The 15,774-nt window shown below is 37.5% G+C and carries 14 protein-coding genes and 2 tRNA genes; 13 read left to right on the forward strand and 3 right to left on the reverse strand.

The window, feature by feature from the left end:
- Positions 1 to 43 precede the first annotated feature (43 nt).
- The 7 genes from Epro_RS05065 to Epro_RS05090 all read left to right on the forward strand — a co-directional run bounded on the left by Epro_RS05065 (position 44) and on the right by Epro_RS05090 (position 5,439).
- Positions 44 to 1,213: an ABC transporter permease gene (locus Epro_RS05065; RefSeq protein WP_052570912.1), complete on the forward strand. Its 1,170-nt coding sequence runs from the start codon at positions 44 to 46 to the stop codon at positions 1,211 to 1,213.
- Positions 1,203 to 2,363 carry an ABC transporter permease gene (locus tag Epro_RS05070; RefSeq protein WP_052570913.1) on the forward strand — a complete coding sequence of 387 codons (1,161 nt, stop codon included), beginning with the start codon at positions 1,203 to 1,205 and terminating at the stop codon, positions 2,361 to 2,363. The genes Epro_RS05065 and Epro_RS05070 overlap by 11 nt, the downstream gene beginning before the upstream one ends.
- 69 nt (positions 2,364 to 2,432) lie before the next feature.
- Positions 2,433 to 2,795, forward strand: coding sequence for an ArsR/SmtB family transcription factor (locus tag Epro_RS05075; protein ID WP_052570914.1), 363 nt, complete (start codon positions 2,433 to 2,435; stop codon positions 2,793 to 2,795).
- Between the two features lie 12 nt (positions 2,796 to 2,807).
- Complete coding sequence (locus Epro_RS05080) at positions 2,808 to 4,724, forward strand: heavy metal translocating P-type ATPase (protein WP_052570915.1); 1,917 nt, start codon at positions 2,808 to 2,810, stop codon at positions 4,722 to 4,724.
- 73 nt (positions 4,725 to 4,797) lie between these two features.
- Positions 4,798 to 4,884, forward strand: a tRNA-Ser gene (locus Epro_RS05085).
- 47 nt (positions 4,885 to 4,931) lie between these two features.
- Positions 4,932 to 5,078: a hypothetical protein gene (locus Epro_RS07115; RefSeq protein WP_158409022.1), complete on the forward strand. Its 147-nt coding sequence runs from the start codon at positions 4,932 to 4,934 to the stop codon at positions 5,076 to 5,078.
- 10 nt (positions 5,079 to 5,088) lie between these two features.
- Entirely contained in the window at positions 5,089 to 5,439 is a 351-nt protein-coding gene (locus tag Epro_RS05090) for a DUF6694 family lipoprotein (RefSeq protein WP_052570916.1), read from the forward strand.
- A 45-nt stretch (positions 5,440 to 5,484) separates the two neighbouring features.
- On the opposite strand, the gene Epro_RS05095 is transcribed toward Epro_RS05090, so the two are convergent.
- Complete coding sequence (locus Epro_RS05095) at positions 5,485 to 6,729, reverse strand: peptidase U32 family protein (RefSeq protein WP_052570917.1); 1,245 nt, start codon at positions 6,727 to 6,729, stop codon at positions 5,485 to 5,487.
- Between the two features lie 55 nt (positions 6,730 to 6,784).
- On the opposite strand from Epro_RS05095, the gene creD reads away from it, so the two are divergent.
- The 3 genes from creD to Epro_RS05110 all read left to right on the forward strand — a co-directional run bounded on the left by creD (position 6,785) and on the right by Epro_RS05110 (position 11,839).
- Complete coding sequence (creD, locus tag Epro_RS05100; RefSeq protein ID WP_052570918.1) at positions 6,785 to 8,125, forward strand: cell envelope integrity protein CreD; 1,341 nt, start codon at positions 6,785 to 6,787, stop codon at positions 8,123 to 8,125.
- Between the two features lie 72 nt (positions 8,126 to 8,197).
- Positions 8,198 to 8,479, forward strand: coding sequence for a hypothetical protein (locus Epro_RS05105; protein WP_052570919.1), 282 nt, complete (start codon positions 8,198 to 8,200; stop codon positions 8,477 to 8,479).
- 120 nt (positions 8,480 to 8,599) lie between these two features.
- Complete coding sequence (locus Epro_RS05110; protein ID WP_158409024.1) at positions 8,600 to 11,839, forward strand: efflux RND transporter permease subunit; 3,240 nt, start codon at positions 8,600 to 8,602, stop codon at positions 11,837 to 11,839.
- A 146-nt stretch (positions 11,840 to 11,985) separates the two neighbouring features.
- On the opposite strand, the gene Epro_RS05115 is transcribed toward Epro_RS05110, so the two are convergent.
- A complete protein-coding gene (locus Epro_RS05115) occupies positions 11,986 to 13,392 on the reverse strand; it encodes an ABC-F family ATP-binding cassette domain-containing protein (RefSeq protein WP_052570921.1) in 1,407 nt (468 codons plus the stop codon).
- Between the two features lie 86 nt (positions 13,393 to 13,478).
- Here Epro_RS05115 and Epro_RS05120 point away from each other — a divergent pair.
- Together Epro_RS05120 and Epro_RS05125 are read left to right on the forward strand one after the other, a co-directional pair.
- Positions 13,479 to 13,565, forward strand: a tRNA-Ser gene (locus Epro_RS05120).
- Positions 13,566 to 13,647: 82 nt separating this feature from the next.
- Positions 13,648 to 14,256 carry a DUF2924 domain-containing protein gene (locus tag Epro_RS05125; protein ID WP_052570922.1) on the forward strand — a complete coding sequence of 203 codons (609 nt, stop codon included), beginning with the start codon at positions 13,648 to 13,650 and terminating at the stop codon, positions 14,254 to 14,256.
- Between the two features lie 249 nt (positions 14,257 to 14,505).
- Here the strand turns inward: Epro_RS05125 and Epro_RS05130 are convergent, their stop codons facing one another.
- On the reverse strand, positions 14,506 to 14,832 hold the full coding sequence (locus Epro_RS05130) for a winged helix-turn-helix transcriptional regulator (protein ID WP_052570923.1): 327 nt from the start codon (positions 14,830 to 14,832) through the stop codon (positions 14,506 to 14,508).
- 133 nt (positions 14,833 to 14,965) lie between these two features.
- Between Epro_RS05130 and Epro_RS05135 the strand changes: the two genes are divergently transcribed.
- A complete protein-coding gene (locus Epro_RS05135) occupies positions 14,966 to 15,769 on the forward strand; it encodes a hypothetical protein (RefSeq protein WP_052570924.1) in 804 nt (267 codons plus the stop codon).
- Positions 15,770 to 15,774: the final 5 nt, after the last annotated feature.

Genomic DNA, 15,774 nt, shown 5'->3' on the forward strand with positions numbered 1-15,774 from the left:
AAAGCGACATATCTATATGTCATTTTGTATGTCTTGAAAAACTATGCGACGAATTTACAAAATAATTATCCGCGAAACTAAATATATTTTTTCAAACAAGCTGCTGATTTTTGCGCTGCTGGCGTTTCCAGTTGCTGATTTTTTATTTCTCGGCGGCGTTTATATTTCGCAAGAATTAAACAAAATGCCGGTGGCGGTAATAGACAATGATAATTCCAAGATATCTAAAAACATTATTCGCTACATAAATTCCTCGCCGGAAATGGAAATTAAATACAGAGTTGCAAATACCGCTGAACTTAAAGATTTGTTTGACCGCCAAAAAGTATTCATGGGTATTTATATACCAAGAGAGTTGCAAAAAAATATTAAAAAACAAAAACCTCAGAAAGTGATAATTTTCATAAACTCTTCAAACTACATAAGCGCAAATCTTATAGACGCCGATATCACAACAATTATAGCCGTTGTCAGCGCAGGCATAAAATATAAGACTCTTACAAAAAGAGGGTTTTCTTCAAAACAATCGCGGGAGCTTATACAGCAGATAAAACCTGAAACCGCAAAACTTTTTAATCCGGCGTTAAACTACAACTTGTATCTTACCCCAGGGCTTTGGCTTTCCGTTATACAACAGCTTCTAATTCTTTTCGGAGGGCTTACATTAGCTTCCGAATTTGATTTTAAAACTTTAAGATCAATGCTTGCCGTAACAAGAAAAAGTATTTTTAAAGCGCTTATAGGTAAAACTTTATTTTATATTTTTATAGGATGCATTCATTTTTTCATTCTCTATGAAATACTTTTTAAAATTTTCCAAATTCCTATAGCCTATTCGGCCGGCGCGGCAATGCTTGTAAGCGCAGTATTTGCGTTTGCCGCAATTTCTTTAGGGCTATTGCTTGCGGCAATTTTAAAAACCCGTTTTAACACTCTCAAGGGCTGCCTGCTTATTTCTGCCCCCGCATTTCTGCTTTCAGGTTACACTTGGCCGCTTGAACTTATGCCTGCGCCAATAAGAACGTTTGTGCAAATTATTCCTCTCACTTCGTTTCTAAAGGCTTTTAAAAAAATATATCAGGAAAATTTAGGCATAGAATTTTTTTACCCTTATGTTTTACAGCTTTTAATTTTGGGCGTATTATTTTTTGCCGCAGCGTGGGCAATTGTAAATTTCAGAATTAATAAAACGGGAATTTTAAATGAACTTTAAATCTCTAAAAAACGTTGTTACGCGCGAATTTAAAAAAATATTTTTAACTCCTGATATGCTTTTAATATGTATAGCCGCGCCTATTTTTTACGCTCTGCTTTTTTGCGGACTTTACGCAAAGCAAAGAGCCTTAGACATAAACATTGCAGCTATTAATTCCGACCACACAAGCGTTTCAAGAAAGTTTCTGCGCTACGCGGACGCGTCGCCGGAATTAAAAATAGCGCATGTATATTCTTCGCCAAACGAAGCTTTGTCGCAAATTTTTTCAGATAATATAAACGCTTTCTATTTTATTCCCAAAGGTTTTGACGCAAACTTAAAAAAAGGAAAAAGTGTTCCTATTTACGCCGCGGCAACCGGAACCAATTTTTTAGCGGCAAGCACGGCGTTAAGAAAATTCTCGCTGCTTTCGCTTGAGTTTCCAAAAAAAGAATTTGTAAAAATACTTACAGACAAAGGCTATTCATACAAAGCGGCAAGCGCGGCGTTTGTTCCGCTGTCGGCCGATATCAGACATATATATAACCCCGAAATGAATTATTCCGACTTTTTGCTGCCGTGCCTTATGTTTATAGTTTTGCAGCAAATATTAATTGTGGCAATATGCACAAGCGTTACCGTTGAAAAGAAAAAAGATACAACCAAAGAGCTATACGAAACCGCCGGAAAAAGTTTTACAATTGCATTTTTAGGAAAGTGTCTGCCGTATATTTTACTTGGCTTGGCGCTAAACATTATAAATATTTTTATTTTCCTGCCCATGGACGCCATGTATGCGTCTTCGCTTACCGGTTTGTTTGTAATATCTGCGGCTTTTACCGTAGCGGTTTCATGCTTTGCAATGCTTATTTCAATATTTTTTAAATCGCCCGAAATGTCTATGGCGGTTTTAATGTTTTACTCGCTTCCTACGACAATGCTTTCCGGGGTTATATGGCCTCACCACGCGCTGCCGTGGACTTTAAAAATTGCGTCGTATATTTTTCCCTCAACATATGCTTTTAACGAACTTCGGCTTTTTATTTTGGGCGACATAAGCGTTAAATACGCAGTTTTTCCGGCGGTAACATTGATAATTTTTGCCGCGGTTTGTTTTGCCCTTACATATTTAATTTCTTTAAAACGCCGGAAATTTTTATCTATTTGACAAACAATTGTTATTTTTTTATAATTATAGTTGAATAATTGTTCAACTATAAATACAAAGGAGCGCGCTATGGCTAAATCTAAAGACGCTTTAATTTGCGACTGCAAGGTAATACATAAACATACGGTAACTAAAGTAAAACGCGCAATGCCGCGAGAAGAAAAACTTTACGACTTGGCCGAATTTTTTAAAATTTTCGGCGATTCCACAAGAATAAAAATACTTTGCGCTTTAGTTGCAAACGAAATGTGCGTTTGCGATTTAGCCGCGCTGTTAAATATGACAAAAAGTTCTATTTCTCATCAGTTAAGAATTTTAAAGCAAGCGCGACTTGTGAAATACAGAAAAGAAGGAAAAATAGTTTTTTACTGCCCCTGCGACGAGCACATACAAAAAATATTTAACGAAGGCTTTAACCATATTAACGAATAACGGAGAAAACATATGAATAACAATAACGCCTGCTGCGAAAGCGGCTGCCATTGTTCAAAAGAAAAAGAAAGCAAACATTCTAAAAAAATAGATTTGGCGCTTACGATAATAGGAGTTTTTTTATTTGCCGCTGCGTTTATTTTTGCCATGCCTGAAAAAATTTCTTTAGTTTTATTTCTATCCGCATACACTATTATAGGCCGCAACGTGCTTATATCTTCTTTCAAAAATATTTTGCACGGAGAAATTTTTGATGAAAACTTTTTAATGTGCGTTGCGACAATAGCCGCAATATCCACCGGATATTACGAAGAGTCCGTAGCGGTTATGCTTTTTTACCGCATAGGAATGTTTTTTGAAGACAAAGCCGTTTCAAAATCTAAAAACTCTATTTCAAGTTTAATGGATATGCGTCCGGATTTTGCAAATTTACAAACGCAAAACGGAGTTATAAAAGTTTCGCCTGAAGACGTTTCTATAGGCAATTTAATAATAGTAAAAGCCGGCGAAAAAATTCCTTTGGACGGCACGGTAACAAACGGCAGCGCATCAATAGACGCTTCTTCTCTGACGGGAGAATCAATTTTGCAGGACGTTTGCGAAGGCTCGCAGGTTCTATCAGGGTCTGTAAATAAAAACGGATTTCTTACCGTAAAAGTTACAAAAATTTTCTCGCAATCTACGGTTTCAAAAATTTTAGATCTTGTTGAAAACGCAACTCATAAAAAATCTGTTTCCGAAAAGTTTATATCAAAATTTGCAAAATACTATACGCCGGCGGTAGTTTTTTTAGCTTTATGTATAGCTGTTGTCCCGCCGCTTTTTATAGCGGACGCAGCTTTTAACCTGTGGATTAACAAAGCGATAATTTTTCTTATAATTTCGTGCCCGTGCGCTTTGGTAATATCCGTTCCGCTAACTTTTTTTGCTGGGCTTGGCTCTGCGTCAAAACACGGTATTCTTATAAAAGGTTCAAACTATCTTGAAGCTTTAAACTCCGCTCAAACTTTTGTTTTTGATAAAACGAGCACCCTGACAAAAGGAAAATTTAAAGTTGACTCTGTTGCTGCCGCAAACGGTTTTGATAAGGAAACCGTTTTAAAATACGCGGCGTTTGCCGAGAGCCATTCCAACCACCCCGCGGCTGTTGCAATAGTTAAAGCTTTTGCGCAAAAAATAGACAATCTGCAAATTAAAAATTTTTCTGAAATTGCCGGCAAAGGCATAAAAGCCGATATTTCAGGCAAAGAAGTTTTAGCCGGAAATTACAATTTTTTACAATCCGAAGGCATTGACGCAAGCCAACATGCCGTAGCGCAATCTGCGGTTTACGTTGCCATAGATAAAAAATTTGCGGGTTTTATAACCGTCGCCGACGAAATTAAGCCGGATTCAAAAGAAACAGTTTCGTATTTAAAAAACTTATATGCCAAAAAAACAGTAATGCTTACCGGCGACGCGCAGCCTGCCGCGTTTAAAATTGCCGAAACAATAGGCATAGATAAATTTTACGCCGGTTTATTGCCGCATCAAAAGCTTGAAAAGCTAAACAAAATAAAAAACGAAAGTTCTAAAAAAGACAAAATTGTTTTTGTTGGCGACGGAATAAACGACGCGCCGGTTTTGGCGGGCGCGGATATAGGCATAGCCATGGGCGCATTGGGAAGCGACGCCGCAATTGAGGCGGCCGACATTGTTTTAATGACCGACGAACCGTCAAAAATAATAACGGCTCTTAAAATTGCCCGCAAAACACAAAACGTAGTTTGGCAAAATATAATCTTTGCGCTGGGGATAAAAGTTGTAATAATGGCCTTGGGAATTACAGGTATTGCCAACATGGTAGAAGCCGTTTTTGGCGATGTAGGCGTAACCGTAATAGCCGTTTTAAATTCCATGCGCGCCTTAAAACTAAATGACAAAAAATAAATTACCCCGCAAAAACATCCTTGAACGCAACCGCAAATATTTGTATAATTTGCAAACTTAACAGCTGTAACATGGAGAGGTGTCCGAGCGGTTTAAGGAGATAGTCTTGAAAACTATTGTAGCGGAAACGTTACCGGGGGTTCGAATCCCTCCCTCTCCGTCCCACAAGTTTTTCTTTACCTATTGTTGTTCCAAAGGAGAACAGTAATGCCTAAAGTAAAAAAAGCTGCTCCTGTAAAACTCAAAAAAACTTCCAAGAAAAAAGTTTCGCAAAAAAAGAAACCATTAAAAGACAATGGTTTTATTTTTATCAACGATAACGACGGCGAACCGATAGACGCTTTTCAAGAATAAGGATAATGAAATGAAGAAATTATTTTTGTGCGCTGTGTGCGCAATATTTTTATTTGCATGTTCAAACGGATTCGGAGGTCAACCTAAAATTGACGCGTCAAGCATAGAATCTATTACAACATCTCTTAACGCTATACGCGCTTCTTTACCGGAAGAAAAAAAAGAAGCTTTTGAAGGCGCGCTTATAGCAACTATATTTTATGCGGTAATGACAGATTTAGGAAATTCAACTGCGGGGCAAAAAGAGAAAACAGAAGAAGAAGTATTGCAAATATATAAAAAATATTTGAACGGCAAAACAGCAGACCAAATAATAGTGCAAGCGGAAGAATTACAGGAAAAGCCGGGACTTAATAAATAATAAAATAAAAAAAGCCGGACGGTTAAATCAACCGTCCGGCTTTTTTTATATTTTCAGCCTTAAAATAGTATTTTCCGGCAGCAGCTTTGCAATGTTTTCATCCACCGGAATTCTTACCGACTGATGCGCTATGCCCGGGTTTACTTCTTCGGTCAAAAAATTATTTTTACAATCGTAAATTTTATCTAAAACTATTTTTACCGGTTCAAACTTAAAAGGCGATAAAAATTCTATCTCGCCGCCTTTTTTCAATTTATGTTTAACTTCTATTTTTAAAAACCCGTCTTTATTTTCTTTTACCGCGCCGGCGTTGCGCCAAGCGCTTCTGCTTGTGGCGTCATTATAATCTTGCGCCGAATCATCGGGGATTCCGTCAAAAAAACCTAATGTATAACCGCGGTTTTGCAAAGTTGCAAGCTCCTGCATATATGCATCCGCCCGCCAGTTTTTTGGGTTTTCAAAATAATCGTCTATGGCCTTTCTGTAAACGCGCGCGGTTTGCGCAACGTAATATTCGGTTTTATTTCTGCCTTCAATTTTGAAAGAATCAAAACCGGCTTCTAAAATTTCATTTAGTTTTGGCATTAAACATAAATCTTTGGAATTTAAAATATATGTGCCTCTGTTGTCCTCGTGCATTTCAAGATACTCGCCCGGGCGAAGCTCCTCTTCCATAACAAGTTTTGTTTTATACCTCCACCTGCAGGAATGCGCGCAGGCTCCGCTGTTTGCGCTGCGCTGCGCCATAAACGCAGACATTAAGCACCTTCCCGAATAGCTTACGCACATTGCGCCGTGCACAAAAATTTCAAGTTTAATGCCTTCGCATTTTTTTCTAATTTCCAGCGATTCTTTAAAACTTACTTCTCTGCCTAAAACGCAAAGAGCCGCGCCGGTGTTTTTCCAGAAATTTACCGTAAGCCACGAGCACACATTAGCCTGCGTTGAAACATGCAGCGGCATATTCGGCATTTCTTTTCGCACGTATTGAAAAATACCGGGGTCTGAAATTATTACGCCGTCGCAGGAAAGAGATTTAACAGTTTCAACAAAAGCCGGAAGTTTTTCAACATCTTTATTATGTGAAAATAAATTAAGCGTAAGATAAACTTTTTTGCCCAACGCATGCGCAAAATTAATTCCCTCTTTTATATCTTCAAGCGGAAATTTTGATTTTGCGCGCAAAGACATATCCGGCGCGCCGGCATATACCGCGTCCGCGCCGTAAAGAAAAGCGGTTTTTAATTTTAAAAGAGAACCCGCCGGTAATAAAAGTTCCGGTTTTTTCATATATTTATTTTAGTATAATAACACCATATTCACAAATTCAAACGGAGAATTTACAATGAAAAAAATTAATTTTATGATTATCCTGAAAGCTGTGGTTATAGGCGCCTTAATTTTGCTTATGCTTATACCCTTGGCGCTTGTAAGCAACACAATAAAAGGCAGGCTTGAATACAAAAACGAAGCCACCGCAAAAATTACAAAAGCGTGGGGCGACCAAATTTTAATTGCCGCTCCTATATTAAACCTTCCATATACCGTTGCCGTAAAAGATAAAGATGAAAAAATAGTAAGCTATAAAACAGAATACGCAAAATTTGCTCCGCAAGATTTAAACGTTGACGTAAATATTATATCGCAGACAAGATACATCGGCATTTTTGAAGTGCCGGTATTTGTTGCGGAAATAACGATGAAAGGCAACTTTGAAAATATCCGCGATATCGCAAATTTCAAAACGGCGGAATCTTTTATATCGCTTGAAATTAACGACTTAAAAGGAATATCAACCCCTGAATTTTTATGGAACGGCAAAAACGCAAACTTTGAACCTTCCGTGAAAGCGTCTCCTTTGGCGGTAAGAATTCCTTACACTCGCGAGTATTCGCCAAAATCTTCTTACACAAGATATAACGATTACGAAGAAACTCAAATTTTAAAATCGCTCAGTTCAAAAATTTCTTTAAAAAACGGCTCAAACAATTTTGAAATAAAGTTTTCAATAAAAGGCAGCCAAGCTATAAGCTTTATACCTTTGGCAAAAGACAACAATTTCCGCATACGTTCACAGTGGACAAACCCGAATTTCTCCGGCAATTTTTTGCCTGATACTAAAGAAATAAACGGCGAGGGCTTTGACGCGTCATGGCGCATAAATTATCTTGCAAGCGCAATACCGCATAGACTTGACGGCGCAAACCTTTCATCTGCTTTATTTACAACTTCGCTTTTAATTCCCGTTGACAGCTACAGAGCCGCCGAAAGAGCCACAAAATACGGAATACTTTTTATAATTCTTACATTCATTGCCTGCTTTGTTTTTGAAACTACGCGCAAGAAAAGCATACACCCTTTCCAATATCTTTTGGTTGGTTTTGCAATGTCGGTATTTTATATTTTGCTGCTTTCAATTTCGGAGTTTATACCGTTTGGCTTTGCCTATCTTATTGCGGCGGCTGCCATAATAAGCATGATTACGCTTTACGCAAAATTCGCAATAGCAAAAACTTCAACGCTAAAACAAACCGCGGCAATAGCCGGAGCGTTTGCGGTTTTATACGGATACCTATATATATTGTTGCAGCTACAGGACATGGCGCTTATTTTCGGAGCCATCGGACTTTTTGCGGCGCTTGCGGTAATGATGTATGCAACAAGAAATATCAACTGGTATAAATAACAAAGGGTTTGCGCATATTAAAACTTTTAGCTATACTTCTGTCGCAGTTAAGTTGTTTCAAGGAGACAAAAAATGACTATAAACAACGTCAAAGACTGGAGAAACGTTTTTCTGAAAAGTTTTGTAATCGGTTTTATTTTGTTGTGGGCAAGCTTTATAACTTATTTATTGGTAAGAGACCCGCTTGTGGCTTGGACGCAGAGATTGTTTCCTATAGCGCCAAAGTATATTTATCTTTCATTTTTGGGAGCGTTTGCATTTTTCAAAATAGCCGTCGTTTCATTTTTTCTTGTTCCGGCAATTGCGTTTCACTGGAAGTATATAGTAAAACGCAACGCCTTGCATAAAGGCTAAAATTTTTCTTTTATAAAACCGGCTTTCGCTTGCAGTTTTGCGAAAGCCGGTTTTTTATTTTTAGTGAAAATTTGCGGTTAATAAGATATAATGAAAAAAACATTTTACCGTGAGGTTTTTATGAATTTAGCAAGTCTTTCAATTAAACGACCTACTTTTATTTTTTCAATTCTTGTAATGGTAATCATTATAGGTCTTATGTTTATGGACAGAATGCAGGTTAGAATGATGCCCGACGTGGAATTTCCGTATGTGCGCGTAAGCATAACCTACCCGGGCGCAGGACCCGAAGAAATAGAAAACAGAGTAAGCAACCGCGTGGAAAATGCGATGAGTTCTATTTCCGGATTAAAACATATCAGCTCCGTAAGCCAAGACGGAATTTCAAACACTTTTGCGGAGTTTGATCTTGCAAAAGACCCCGAAATAGCTCTTCAGGAAGTTAAAGATAAAATAGCGGAAATACGCAGAGCTTTTCCGGATGATATAGACGAGCCCGTTGTGCAAAAAATAGACCCCGAAGCGCGCCCCATTATGACAATAAGTTTAAAGGCCGATTTAGCGCCCAAAGAACTTTACGATTTTGCCGACGAATATTACAGGAAAGAACTTTTAAGAGTTGACGGTATTTCAAGCATATGGATGGCGGGCGGCACAAGAAGAGAAGTTCAAGTAGCCGTTGACCGCAACAAACTTAATCAATACGACACCACCCTGTCTGCCGTATCAAACAGCATAAAAAATAACAGCATGAATATTCCCATCGGCAGAATTTCAATTGGCGATAACGACGTGTCTTTCAGGTCTATGGGCGAATACAGAACCGTTGACGACATAAAACAAGTGGTAGTAAATTTTCACGGCAACGAAGTGCCGGTATCCGTGGGAGACGTAGCCACGGTGCAAGACACCATAATGGAAAGATATACTCTTGGGCGTATAGATTTAAAAGAAAACGGGAAAGTAATACGCGAGCAAACTTTGCTTTTTAGAATTTTTAAACAATCAAAAGCTAACGAAGTAAACATTTCAAACGCCGTTTTGAAAAAAGTTAACGAGCTTAACGCGCGCTACAAAGGCGCCAAAGGAGACCCGCTTTTAACGGTAGTTACCGACAACGCTAAAGTTATCAGGGACAACATTGACGACGTCAAAGAAACAATTTATATAGGCATTCTTCTTGCGGTAATTGTGGTTTATTTTTTCCTCGGAAGCTGGCGTTCAACGCTTATAACCGCTCTTGCGCTGCCAAACAGTTTAATAGGCGCTTTTATTTTTATGTATCTGTTTGATTTCAGCATAAACGTTATTTCGCTTATGTCTTTATCTCTTGCCGTAGGGCTTTTAATTGACGACGCTATAGTTGTGCGCGAAAACATTTACAGACATTACGAGGAGGGCGAAGAGCCCGACGTTGCGGCGCAAAAAGGCACGGATGAAGTTTCTCTTGCCGTTATAGCCACTACAAGTTCCGTTATCGCGGTGTTTTTGCCAGTAGGTTTTTTAAGCGGAATTATCGGACAGTTTTTTAAAGAGTTCGGTTTAACCGTAGTTTTCGCAATGCTTATTTCAGTGCTTGACGCGCTTACAATTGCGCCTATGCTTTCAGCGTATATTATTCCTTCGCATAAAAAAGAGGCGCCGAAACTTAAAGGCAAAACTCTTACTTCTTTAACAAAAATTTCAGAAAGCATAAGCAAAGTTATCAGACTTCTTACGGTAGTATGGTTTGAAAAATTTTTGCAGAAAATTTTAAATTTTTACGAAAAAATAATAAAAATTATTATCAACAACAAAATAAAAGTGTTGCTGACTACGGTTTTAATTTTTGCGCTTTCTCTGCCGCTGTTTTTCTTTATTCCCCGCAGCTTTATGCCGGAATCGGAATCGGGCGAATTTAGAATATCCGTAGAAACCGCGCCGGACGCATCTCTTGCAAAAACTAACGCCGTCTGCATACAGATTGAAGACGCAATAATGGCAATGCCTGAAGTAGAGTTTGCCGTAGTTTCAATAGGCAACAACAGTAAAGAATTAAACATTGCGGATATTTATGTTCGCCTTGTAAAAGACAACAAAAGAAAACTTACTACGGAAGCGGTTAAAACAAATATTCGCGCGCAACTTGCGCAAACATTAGATAAATCCGTAATAATTTCCCTTAACGATTCCGGAACGAGTTTCGGCGGAAATCAAAAACCGTTCTCGCTTTTAATTTTCGGCAGGGATACAAAACAGCTTTCAGCTATTGCAGATTCTTTAATAGCGCAATTTAAAAATATTCCGGGGCTTGTAGATTTAAGCACAAATTTCCGCTCTGGAAAACCGGAATATCAAATAGACATTAACCCGAAAAAAGCAAAAGATTTCGGAGTAAATTCCGTTGTTGCCGGCGCGGAACTTAGAGCCATGGTTGAAGGAAACCTTCCAGCCGTTTACAGAACAAACGGACTTGAGTACGACATAAGAGTTAACTTAAAAGCCGACCAGCGCGACATTACGGATTCTTTCAACAGCCTCTATGTTTTTAACATGAACAACAAGAGAATAAAACTTTCCAGAGTGGCAACTTTAAAACAAGAAGCAGGCCCAACAAAAATTTACAGAAGGGACAGAATAAGATACATAGAAATTTCCGGAAACTTAAGCAAAGGCGCAACTTTGGGAGTTATACAAAAAGCTACGGAAAAGATTTTACTTGAAAGCAAAACAAACCCGCAAAACGCGGCGCTTTGGAACAACATTACTTATCAATACGGCGGCAACGTTGAAGAAATGCAAAACTTAGGAAAAAATATTCAGACAGCCGTTATGTTATCCGTAATTTTTATTTTCATAGTTTTGGCAAGTTTATATGAATCCGTAATAACGCCTTTGACAATAATGATTTCTCTCCCGCTTGCGGTAGTTGGCGGTTTAATAGCGCTGTTTGTAACTCACGGCGCGCTTGATATGTTTACCATGATAGGGCTTATAATGCTGTTAGGTATTGTCGCAAAAAATTCTATTATTTTAGTGGACTACATACAACAGCTTATGCGGCGCGGAAAATCCGTAAACGAAGCCGTAATAGAAGCCGGAAAAGTAAGGCTTCGCCCTATACTTATGACGTCTTTTGCGCTTGCCGCGGGCATGCTTCCGACAGCGTTGGCTTTAAGCGAGGTAGGAAAATTCAGACAAAGCATGGGCATAGTAATTATCGGAGGAATAATAAGTTCAACAATTCTTACGCTTTTAATAATCCCCGCAATTTTTGAATACATGAACTCTTTCAGACTCTGGACAAGAAAAAAATTAGGCCGCACCGAAGCCCGCAAAATTGACAAAGAATTAGACCAAGAAGCAAAAAACGATAATTAGGAATCAGAAAAAATATTAAGTCTTGATATTTTAGAATTTCGTAACAAAAAAAAGAGAGCCGCGCAAAATGCGCGGCTCTCTTTTTTTTGTATTTATTCCCTTTTTGTAAAAGGGGTGGCGCGTTAGCGACGGGGTATTTGCCGTTGTTACTTTACCTCATAAAAATAATCAACGCCAATATCCTCAAGAAACGCCGTATCGTGCGAAATAATAATCATCGCGCCCGGATATTCTTTTAAAACTTCAGTAACGTGTTCTTTTGTTTCTAAATCTATATTATTTGTTATCTCGTCAATAAGTAAAAGTTTAGGCGTTTTAACTGCAATTTTTGCAAGACTTAAACGTGCTTTTTCCCCGCCCGATAAAACATCAACTTTTTTATTTACTTCCTCGTTTTTTCTAAACAAAAAATCATTTAAAAAATCTCTTGTTTCAACATAAGTCTTTTGCGGCGACAAATTCGCAATAGTTTCAAAAACAGTTTTTTCAGTATCCAGCCCATCGTAATATTGATCCAAATATCCAATATCATCTGCAGCAGGCGCGTCCCACGTTCCGGTTTTTACAATTTCATCAAAATTTAAAATAGCTTTAAACAAAGTTGTTTTACCGCTGCCGTTATTTCCCGTTACGGCAAGATGTTGTCCTGCGGCAACGTTTATATTTATATTATGCAAAATTATTTTATTTTCATACCCTGCGCCTGCGCCGCTTATTGAAATTATTGTTTTTGAACCCATATCTTTTGCCGTCAAAGAAAATTTAGGTTTTATAATTTCAGGAATGCGTATAGAAGACAACTGTCGGTTTAAATATTCCCTTTTATTGTTAATCGCTTCTTTATTTTTGCCGGAAGATTTTTGCGCCGACGAAGCCTTTAAATCGCCAACTGCAGGCAGCCATCTTTTTTGTTCTACAAATTTCTCGCCGCGTTGTTTACTTTTTGCAGCGCGCTGCTGTTCTTTCATAAGAGCTTTGTGGTTTTCTTTTTTTTCCTTTGAAAGCGAGTGCAATTGGTTTTCAAGATTTGCGCGGTTTTGAAATACGGTATTTTTGTAATCGTCGTATTTACCGTTAAAAATATTTATTTGTCCGTTGTCTATGTGCCAAAAAGTATCTACTGAGTTTCTCAAAAGTTCTTCATCGTGAGAAACCACAATTAAAGTGCCTTTATAAAAATTAAGCATCTTCATTAAAGATTGTCTGTTTTTCAAATCCAAATGATTTGTAGGCTCGTCCAAAAGCAGCGCGTCCGGATGCTTGGCAAACGCGGCGCTTAACGCTTTGTTGAATTTTTCCCCGCCGCTTAAACTTTCATACTCGCGCACAAGCTGCGCAACGTATCCGAAAACAATGTTTTTATTATTTACAATTTCACCTTCAGACGGAGAAATATCCCCCTTTATTATTTTCAAAAGAGAAGACTTCCCCGCGCCGTTATTTCCCATAACAGCTATGCGGCTGTTTGGCAAAATTTGCGCCGAAAAATTTTCAAAACAAATTTTCCCGCTAAAGTATAAACTTACATTATTTAAAAAAATAGGTTTTTGCACACGCTCTCCGTATTTACTAAAAAAATTATACTAAATAACCAATTTGAAATGCCAAACATAATATAGTAAAATACCTTTTGTTTAACGGAGAGATGGCCGAGCGGTTGAAGGCGCAGTCCTGGAAAGACTGTTTATCCGAAAGGGTAACTAGGGTTCGAATCCCTATCTCTCCGTATGATTTTTGAAGTTAGTATCTAATATTTTCAGAAACCAAAATTACTTCTCTTAAAACACACCTTAAGTTAAAGGATTTCAATGATTAAATTTATTGAATATCAACTCCACAAAGCCTCAATAGATATTTTATTAGATTATAAAAAAGCTCTTATTAGCAAAATTGGCGATAAGGGCGGCATATATATACTTTATAAAAATAGTAATATTTACTATGTCGGCAAAGCCACAAGACTAAAACAGCGAATAAAACAACACTTCACCGATAAACATAAAAACAAATGGAATTTCTTCTCATTATATGTAGTTGCCGATAACAAACTCATCCCTGAGCTGGAAAGAATATTTATTTCTTTAATGAAACCAAGCGGCAACTCGTTACTTTATCAAAAAGAAATCAAAAAATTCCAAACGGAGCTTCGGAAAGAAATAAGGACATTGCAAGATATACAGTTAAAACAACTTTTTTCCAATGAAGAAATAGAGAGCCGTTCTGAAAGCAAAACTTCTAAAAAATTTTCAAAAACATTAACAAAAATTTATAAAGGTAAAAAATACATTGCCACTTTACAAAATGACGGCATTGTTATTTATGATAAGAAAAAATATACATCCCTAACTGCCGCTGCAAAAAAAGTTGTAGGTCACAATCGCTCCATAAGCGGTCCCCATTTCTGGGGATTGAGATAAGCTGCTAAATAGAATAAAATAGATAATTATATGTCTAATGGATTAAAAAAACCTTTAAGAAATCAAACCATAAGAAATAATAGACCCACACTCTAAATGACCGAACAACCTGGAAATTTTTACGATACAAGCAAAGAAAACCTAATGTGGAGATTAGATGTTTAATCTCCGCATTCTTTTTTTCTTTGCAGAATATTTACACATTTAACAAAAACAAATCGCTATCAATTACTGCGGCTTCATAATGCATCATCTCATCATCTTCTTATATTTCATTCCCCAGGCTGTCATTAAATCTAATATGGGTTTTAGTGTGGCGCCTAACTTGCTTAGGGTGTATTCTACTTTTGGCGGGACTTGGGCGTGCACTTTGCGGGTTATTATGCCAGATTTTTCTAACTCGCGTAAATTTTCAGTTAGCACTTTTTGACTGATTCCGGCTACGCTTTTTCTTAATTCTCCAAAACGTTTTGTGCCGTCAAGCAAATCCCGCAAAAGCAAAAGTTTCCATTTATTTCCTATCAAATGAATTGTCGTTGCTGTCGGGCACGGCGGTAAATCTGTTTTTTTAATCATTTTGTAAGCCTCCAATAGTTACTAAAAGGTTATTATATAATAAAAAGGTGCTTTCTTGACAAAATTACTGTATAGGTTTATTATAGTACACAGGAACGCGAAAAAGCAATAAAGCGTTAACAAGGAGGGATTTATGAAAAAAATAAATTTCAAAGAGTCGGTTTTAAAGAAAGGGGTTATGCAAGTTTATGATTTCGGAAAAGTAAAATTGCACGCTTACAAGACGAACGATCCGCTGGAAGACGAAGTGTTTATTTTGGAAAAAGACAAAAAAGGCGTAATAATTGAAGCTCCGCTTTTTGTTGACAACATTAAAGAACTGGAAGATTATGTTAATTCCTTAAACATCACGGTGGAAGGACTTCTATTATCTTACCATATGGCAAGCTCGGCAACTCTGCTGCCTTATGTAAAAAGATATTCCACACAACAAGGCGATTATTTCGCTCATTACGGACACGGCAAAGAAATAACCGAAAATTTTAAAACGGTTTTTGGAGATAAAGTTGACGCCTCCGTAAACACGGTAACAAATTATATAGATACAAAAAGCACAAGCATTGCCGGAATTAAAATGATAATTAAAGAAACAAACGACGCTTTTGATATTAGAATTCCTGAGATAAATTCAATATATATGCATATGCTCGGGCTTGATTGCCACTCAATAGTTTTCGGGCCGGCAGGAGCCGACGCTCTTATTGCGCAATTAAAAAATTGCTTACGCAAAGGTTATGATTTTATTTTAAGTTCGCACCACACTCCGGAAAATGCACAAGATGCCAATATAAAAATCAATTACCTGCAAGATATTAAAAAGTTTGCCGCAAGAGCTAAATCGGCAGAAAAATTTAAAACAATCGTCAAGCAAAAATATCCGGATTATAAATCTGCAAACTATCTTGATATGACGGCAGATTTCTTCTTTCCAAAATAAACGTT

This window comes from Endomicrobium proavitum (assembly GCF_001027545.1).
In the GTDB taxonomy this organism is placed as follows: domain Bacteria; phylum Elusimicrobiota; class Endomicrobiia; order Endomicrobiales; family Endomicrobiaceae; genus Endomicrobium; species Endomicrobium proavitum.